This is a genomic window from Nocardioides sp. NPDC054178 (genome assembly GCF_055585005.1).
This window is the reverse complement of the sequence record NZ_JBVJKY010000017.1, coordinates 1-7,401: the sequence shown is the minus strand read 5'-3', so window position 1 is coordinate 7,401 and position 7,401 is coordinate 1. Positions and strand designations below refer to the sequence as shown.

At 68.5% G+C, this 7,401-nt stretch carries 9 protein-coding genes; all 9 read right to left on the bottom strand.

The window, feature by feature from the left end; all coding sequences use genetic code 11:
* Nucleotides 1-214 (bottom strand): hypothetical protein (locus tag ACZ6WN_RS30495; RefSeq protein ID WP_465870033.1); only part of this gene is annotated, 214 nt, incomplete at its 3' end.
* Nucleotides 215-872: 658 nt separating this feature from the next.
* Entirely contained in the window at nucleotides 873-1,241 is a 369-nt protein-coding gene (locus ACZ6WN_RS30490; RefSeq protein WP_465870032.1) for a hypothetical protein, read from the bottom strand.
* Nucleotides 1,238-1,621 carry a hypothetical protein gene (locus ACZ6WN_RS30485; protein WP_465870030.1) on the bottom strand — a complete coding sequence of 128 codons (384 nt, stop codon included), beginning with the start codon at nucleotides 1,619-1,621 and terminating at the stop codon, nucleotides 1,238-1,240. Before ACZ6WN_RS30485 ends, ACZ6WN_RS30490 begins: the two co-directional genes overlap by 4 nt.
* On the bottom strand, nucleotides 1,618-2,001 hold the full coding sequence (locus tag ACZ6WN_RS30480; protein WP_465870028.1) for a hypothetical protein: 384 nt from the start codon (nucleotides 1,999-2,001) through the stop codon (nucleotides 1,618-1,620). Before ACZ6WN_RS30480 ends, ACZ6WN_RS30485 begins: the two co-directional genes overlap by 4 nt.
* On the bottom strand, nucleotides 1,998-2,288 hold the full coding sequence (locus ACZ6WN_RS30475; protein ID WP_465870027.1) for a hypothetical protein: 291 nt from the start codon (nucleotides 2,286-2,288) through the stop codon (nucleotides 1,998-2,000). Before ACZ6WN_RS30475 ends, ACZ6WN_RS30480 begins: the two co-directional genes overlap by 4 nt.
* Before the next feature lie 1,330 nt (nucleotides 2,289-3,618).
* On the bottom strand, nucleotides 3,619-3,924 hold the full coding sequence (locus tag ACZ6WN_RS30470) for a hypothetical protein (RefSeq protein ID WP_465870026.1): 306 nt from the start codon (nucleotides 3,922-3,924) through the stop codon (nucleotides 3,619-3,621).
* Entirely contained in the window at nucleotides 3,921-4,634 is a 714-nt protein-coding gene (locus ACZ6WN_RS30465; RefSeq protein ID WP_465870025.1) for a DUF2637 domain-containing protein, read from the bottom strand. The genes ACZ6WN_RS30470 and ACZ6WN_RS30465 overlap by 4 nt, the downstream gene beginning before the upstream one ends.
* Before the next feature lie 110 nt (nucleotides 4,635-4,744).
* Nucleotides 4,745-6,799 carry a type IV secretory system conjugative DNA transfer family protein gene (locus ACZ6WN_RS30460; protein WP_465870024.1) on the bottom strand — a complete coding sequence of 685 codons (2,055 nt, stop codon included), beginning with the start codon at nucleotides 6,797-6,799 and terminating at the stop codon, nucleotides 4,745-4,747.
* A gap of 145 nt (nucleotides 6,800-6,944) precedes the next feature.
* A partial coding sequence (locus ACZ6WN_RS30455; RefSeq protein ID WP_465870023.1) for a hypothetical protein occupies nucleotides 6,945-7,401 on the bottom strand: 457 nt, incomplete at its 5' end.

The window sequence follows — 7,401 nt, the reverse complement described above, 5'->3', positions numbered from 1 at the left end:
CGTCGATCCCGCCTCGGTGGAACGTGGTGCCGTCCTCGCGGGTCGCGGTGGTGCCCTCGCGGTGGATCGTGCGCTCGCTCTCCCAGGTCCACCCCTGCCCCTCGTAGGCGAGCCGGATGCGGGAGAGCCAAACCGTGTGGGGAATCAGAGCGAACGCGACCGGGGTAGGACGTCGGTCGACCCCCGTGACCAGCAGAGCGCCAGCGGTCTTCAACTCCACAATTCGACCCCCCTGCCATGGGTTCGGACGTGTGGACACCCACCCCTGATCCGCCCAGCGCTTCACGACGTGACGCACCCCCGAGGGCTTCACCGGGTCCGAGCCACCTGCTAGACGTGCCAGCAAAACCCCTAGATCAGACTCAGCAATAGCCCGCATATCTTCGATGAAAGCCAAAGCCTCTAGATCCCGAGCAACGATTCTCTTTGAACCTTTATCAGACCTAGCCTTACGAGCATCCTCGCCCGACATCTTCTCACTAATCATTCTTGTCACCTTCTTACTTCTCTTATCGCTATCTCTTATCCCGCACTGTTTTTCACATTAAATCTTTTTTCTTTTTCTTCTTCTCTTTTCTTCTTTCTCTTTATCTCTTTATCACTTATCTATCTTTACCAACTTCTATCAACTACCAACCACTACTAACTCACTTCCTGCCCCGCCCCCGACCACACGCACACCACATGGACCGACGAAGGAGTGTGTATGTGGTGTGCGTGTGGTCGGGGGCGGGGCAGGAAACCCCACTTGACTAGGAGAAACACACCCAGACACCCTCTTATTTTCCGCTTTTCAGTGTATTAATTGTGTACGCGCCAGCGTACGCCGCTAGTACAGGATTGTCCATCGCTGGCACGGTGGAGCCTCATGGCTACTGCCCGTAGCGCTGCCGCGCAGCCTCGCCGGTGATCCCCAGGACCCAGCCGATGACGTCCCATCCATACATCTTCTTGCCGCGTGCTCGACCTCGGTCGACCAGCGCCAGGCCGGCGCTGCCGCCGGCGTCGGGGATCTCCTCCAGGCGCACGATCTTCGTGTCGTGCTCAGCCGATCGAGCGCCGGCAACCTGCTCAGTAATCAGGTGGTCGGACAGGACACGAATGCGCTTCGCGTCCTCGACCATCAGCAGCGGCCGAAGCCAAGCCGGCTGATCGGGATAACCCGCCTCGATCCGGTCGAGCGCATCGCGAATCTCGCCGGCGGTCATGCTCATCTGACCCGGAATCTGCTCGGTGCTCATCGCTCGATCTCCTCTGCGTTCTCGGTGCAGCTCTCGCACATCAGCCGGTCGCCGGCGATCGGCCCACCGCACACGATGCAGTCGTGATCGACCACGGCCGGCGGCCGCTCGATGCCGTACGCCTCGTCTCGCGCTCGCCGGCTCTGGATCGCGGCCTCCGCCTCGGCCCATGCCTGTGACCACAGTTGCCGGCCGGCCTCGGTCGCCGCGATCTGCCACCGCAGCCGGTCGAGCACGTACGTCATCGCCTCGGCCCGGTCGCCGGCGTCGTCCGCCTGGTCGAGCACCTGACGCGACAGCGCGCCCAACATCTCCTCGTGCCGGTCGATCTCCTCCATCTCGGCGAGGGTTCGCGGCCGCTCCTCGTCGCGCCGGCTCATCGCCCGTACTCCTCGTGCTCGGCCGCCCACTCTGCTTCCGCGATCGCCTCATCCGGCGCGGCGGTGACCGTCGTCTCCTCGACCTCTTCGGCCTCGACAGCCTTCCGGGCGTTGTAGGCGTCGCACAGTTCGTCGTGCAGCTCGTCCAGCAGGACGTCGAGGCAACCGCACCGCTCGCCGGCGCCGTGGTGGTAGCCGACGCACCGATCATCAGTGCACCCGCAGACGTCGCCCCGCCAGACTCCATCGGGGTCGTGCCGGCGGACGTACTCCTCGACCGTCAGCGTCGTGAGGGTCATGCTGTTGAACGTCGCCGTGATCTCCGCGACGGCTGCCGGGCTCAGCGCTCGGCCGTCCGCCTCGAGGTCGCGGCCGCTCATCGGAGCGTCTCCTCTGTCTCGGTCGACTCCTTGCCGTCCAGCGCCTCGCGGTAACCACTGTCGTACGCCCGCTCGATCCACGAAACGATCGTGACCATGGTCGGCTGGTCCCACGCGAACGATGCCCACTCGATCAGCCGGCGGTCGTACGCGCCGAGCCGTACGCCGGATCGGTCCAGCGAGCGCAGCAGCAGCGGCGCAATCTCGGTCGGGATGTCGCGGCCGCGGTACCAGTCGATCGGGTCTGCCTCGATCGGCTCCAGCGGAACTCTCTGTGTGTTGTTCATGTAGGCAAGTCTACTTGGATTCTCGTATGAACCCTGGTCGACTTGGTTTCTTCTCACTATGTGGGCAAGTTTTCTTGCCTGCAAGTCTGTGTCGACACGTGCGCCAGTGAGTTGCTGGGGTACGCGGACGTCCGCCGGCACCTGGCTCCCCCCGCTGCTTGCGTTGCCCTGGTCCGCCGAGGTCGACCGGTCGCGGCGAGTGTCCCCACCGGCAGCAGCGATTCGCGCCCGCCTCTTCTAGGCGGATCCTGGCGCGCTCGGTCGCCTGCCAACTTCCGGGCCGGAGATCTCGAACCCCTCGTGATGCTGCCGGCGTCTGGTGTCGGTGGGTGCAGGGTCCCGCCGGCACACCCACGCTCGCGCTGCAGCTGACGCTCTGGGTGGAAGGGACCTCGCTACCGCTCGGGCTGGTCGTCTCCCTCGCACCCACCCGGCGGCCGCCGGCTCGACCTGGCTGCAGCGCAACCCCCGGGCGCGGCCACCGGGAGGGAGCGAGGGAGAGAGCGGGAGCCCCATGAAGACGCAACACGGGGTTGGTCTCCATGGGGGACGCTGCTGCCGGCACCGGTCGGTCGGTCGGTCGGTCGCTACGCACACGGGCCGTTGGGCTCCGCGTCAGGGCGGGATGTGTGCTCGATCTGGCCGGCCCTGGCTAGGGTCCGGCACGCTGCCACGCGTCGGGCTGGGCCTGCCGTGTTCCGCTCGGCCGCTTTCGCCTGGCCGAGCAACACCCTCCGTCGAGCACTCCGGGATCAACCCCGTCTGACGGCTCGCACCTCGGGCTAGGAGGCGGGCCGTTGGTCTCGCAGGATGGCCGCTCTGCGTGTCTCGGAGTTCCGCACTCCGGCCGCGTCGCCTAGACTGGCGCTGTTGGTTTATTGCGTGTTTCGCCCGGTCCTGGAGCGCCAACTCCACAGTGGCCGGGCGATTCGCATTTTGCCCGTGGATCGTCGCCGGCGTCCGATCGACGCGCCGGTGACTTCCGGGTCCGGGTCGCGCTCGACCAGGGCCGGACGGCTCCCAGCCGATCGCCTCACGCTGCCGGCCTGACCAGCGTCGGCGCGTCCGCGCGCACCGAATCGCCATGAGGCGGGAGGGGTGCAGCGCCGGCTACGCGCCCGGACACCTCCCCACGTCGCCGGCTGCTCGACGTCGTGACGTACGTCAGGGGCTACGCCCCCGAACCCCCGCCGAGGGAGCCACTCTCGGGCCTGGGTCACGCTTACCCCAGCAACTCACTCCCAGCCGGTCTGAGAGCCTCCTACGGCTCCGGACGCACGAAGGCCCGCACCTTCCCAGTGCGGGCCTTCTGGCGCTGATTCTAGAGCGCTCAGCGCTTCCTGCTGTACGTCCTCGGTGCGAACTTCGAGGAGCGGAACACCTGCTCTCCTCGGCGGATCGCGATCGCGCCGAACCTCCGCCGGCGGCCGCTGCCGCTGCACCCGTGGCACGGCCGATACGCCCCGTTGAAGATCCCCGAGAAGTGGCGACCCTTGCCCTTGCAGGTGTTGCAGCTCTTGTACGGATGCCGCACGCACGACCAGATGTAACCGACCCCGAGCACCGCCGTCACGACGGTCAGGATCTTGATCGCCTCGATGTTCTCCGGCGTCAACGTGATCGGTCCGAGCGTCATCGGGACACCTCCTCGTGACCAGTGTGACGGCCGGCGACCAGCAACGCCATGCCGCACAACACCATGAGACCGTCGACCGCGATCGGCTCGATTGCGGCCAGGAACGGCGGCTCACCCCAGCCGAGCAGCAGCCCGCGCATGTGCTGGTAGGACGCGATCGCCGCGACGATCGCCACCACGCCGGCGCCGGTCAGGCCGGCGATCCGCTGGCCTCGGTGCTCGCCCCAGTCGACCCGGCTCAGCACCTCGACCGCGATCAGCAGCAGCACCGGCCACACGGCCGAGCCGACCACGGCGGCCGCCGGCGCTGCCGGCTGCAGGGCGTGCAGCACGTTCGCCGCGATCGAGACGCCCAGCCCGAGCCAGAACCCGAACCGAGCCCAGCCGACGCCGGCGCGGCTGCCGTGCGGCTGCCGCTCGACCTCGGCCGGCACCTCGACGGCTGCCGCCGTTGCCGCCTGCTCCTGCAGCGGCTGCCGCTCGACCTCGACGGCAGCCGGGTCGACCAGGACCGGCAGCCGCGCGGCTGCCGCCTCCCGCTCGATCTGCTGCCGTACTTCCGCGATCCGGTCCCGGCCCCAGCGCTCCGAGCGCTCGAACCGCTCGCCCACCTGCCGCCCGGTCAGCGGCATCTCGGCCTCCACGCTCTCGGCGTAGAGCCGGCGCGCCTCGTCCTGCAGCCGAACCGTCTCCTCCGTCGTCGCAGTCATCGCTGCCACCCCTTCCGAGCCTCCACGTACGCCGTCACGAATCCCAGGACCAGGGCGGTAAGCCCGGTCATCATCAGCAGCACCCCGACCATCAGCGCGGCCGCCATGGCTCACCACTCCTCATCGGTGCTGAGTCGAACGGCTGCCGGCATGATCGGCTGGCTGCTCGGCGGCGGGCCGGTCGGTCCTGCTGGCACGATGTGCTCTAGGGCCTCATCGATCGCGGCCGCCCGCTTCTCCTCGGCCAGCGCGCGACGCTCGCGACGCGACAGACGCGGCTCCGGGAGCCGGCCCATCGACGCCCCGGACATCGACACCGACACCAGCGCCCACCGCGCCCGCGCGGTCTTCCAGAACGCCTGACCGTTGTCGAGCTCCTTGATCTCGTCCGGGTGGATCTTGAACGCTCGCTGCCGGCGGTCGGTCCCGACGTCGGTGTGCTCGGTGCCCTCCCGCTGGCTGCTGGTCTCGGTCACCATGTGCGTGCCGGCGACCTTCGCGACCCACTCGGCCGTCTCCGGGTCGCTCACCCGGAAGCAGACCACGTCAGCGCTGTTGACGAACCGCGCCGCGATCTGCGACGGCCCCAGGCCGTGCATGCTCTGGGTCGAGAACACGCCTCGCCCGTTGTTGCTCCGGGCGCGCTCCACGATGTTGACGCCCTGGCCGAGGATCACCTCATCGGAGGAGAGCGCCGACAACTCATCGATGTAGATGTGCAGCGGCCGCTCACGGTCGGGCCGGCGGCCCGTCGAGGGCGTCATGTACGCGGTGACGTCGGAGAGCACCGCCCGCAGCAGCGCCTGCGCCGCATCGGCCTCCGAAGCCGCGGGAAGGTCGAACGCGGTGAAGTCCTGTTCTCCGAGCCGGAAGCCGACCGGGCTCGACCAGTTCCGCAACTTGATCGCCAGCGATGCCCACCGCAGCGCCGAGGCGCGGGCCTGACCGTCCTCGAGCACGGCCGCCAACTTCTGGGCCAACTCGTCACCCTGCTGGTGCGCGATCTTCTCGGCCTGGCCGTCGACCAGGTCCCGGATGATGTCGGGGAGGCTGGCCAGCGGGTCGGCGTACTTCTCCGCGATCTGGAGCGCCAGGTCGAGCGCGACCGTCGCGACGTCCTCGTAGTACGACTCCGTCCACACCACCATGCCCATGAGGCGGGCGCGGATCTCGTCGGCGGTCCCGACGAACGGCTGATAGCGGCCCTCCTCGGTGGTGTCGAGCGCTACCCCGCTCGCTCCGATCGATCGGGCGTATGCGGCCAGCCGGCCGCCCATGCCCTTCTGCCGGTCCTCCTCCTTGCAGTTGATGAACACGACCTCGGCACCCGACGCGATGGAGTCCTGAATCTGGCGCTCCAGCAGCACCGACTTACCGGTGCCGGTCTCGCCGAACACGATCAGGTGCCGGTGCCGGTCGAGGTAGACCCGCTCGCCCAGCGCGTACGCCGTACCGCGCAGCGCCACCCCGACCAGGCCGCCGGCGGCTGCCTGCTTGCCGCTGACCTCGTGCGGCTCCGGGAGCGGCCGCGCGATCGCCCGCGTGACCGGCCGCAGCGCCGGCACGGTCGAACCCAGGACCTTCGGCCCCTCGTGCGCCCACTGCTGCCGGCGGCGGTTCTTGCGGTGCGAGGTGTCCTCCTTGACCGCCTCGCGGGCTGCCTTCCGCTCCGGCCCGAGGTACGGGTCCCGCTCGCGGGCCGGCCGCATCAGACCCGACCAGGCCGCGCCGACCCCGACGCCCGAGGCGGTCGTCCAGCCCAGCCACGCGGCGATCTCCTCGCCGGTCAGGGTGCCGACGTGCTCGGGCACCAGGGCGGCCGTGACGTCGGACAGGATCGGCGTACCGCTCGCGGTGATGCCGTTCATCAGACCCGACCAGCCGCCACCGACGATCGGACCCCAGAAGTCCTGCAGCACCTCGACCGGGCTGCCGGTGATCGAGGCCAGCACGCCGATGCCGGCGGCCGCGCCGATGCCGGTCCAGAGCTCTTCGCTCGCGGTCGGCCGAGCGGCCAACTTCGCCCGCGTGAATCGGGCGGTCGGGATCGCCGGGAACACGGCGGCATTCGCCAGCCAGTAGCCCGCTCGACCCATGATTCGGGCCTGCCAGGGGACTCGCTCCCACGGGGCCGGCTCGTAGTGGATAGCCTTCTTCTTAGACATCATTCCGCTCCTCAACGGTTGGTGTGGTGTCTCTGCCCCGGCCGGTCCCAATCCGGTGCGGGGCGCCTTGCTTATGTGTGCAAGTCTACTTGGTTTCTTCGATGTAAGCAAGCATTCTTGGTCGCTAATCTGCGGCGACGTCGCCTCAGCCGATCGGGATCACGCTCGATCCGTCCATTACTTTGCCCAGGTCGTCAAGCGACTTCACCACGATCGGGTTCTTCGCCCTGGTGCCCATCGGCGCGCGCCAGGTGCCCGATTCCACCGCCACGTTGAACCGGTCGACGGCGGTCGAGACGTGCGGCGCGACCTCGGCTGGCGCCCAGTAGTGCACCCGGTCATGACGCAGATCGGTCGCCAGCGCCGGCAGGATCGCGGCGTATCGGTGGGCCTGCTTGGCTGTCAGCTCGCACTCGATCCCGATCCGCAGACCGTGCGGCGACGTCGCGATCCCGTCGACCGCGTGCTCGCCACGCTGCAGCGGCTCGATCGGCCGGCCGGTCTCGACGTCGATCCCGCCTCGGTGGAACGTGGTGCCGTCCTCGCGGGTCGCGGTGGTGCCCTCGCGGTGGATCGTGCGCTCGCTCTCCCAGGTCCACCCC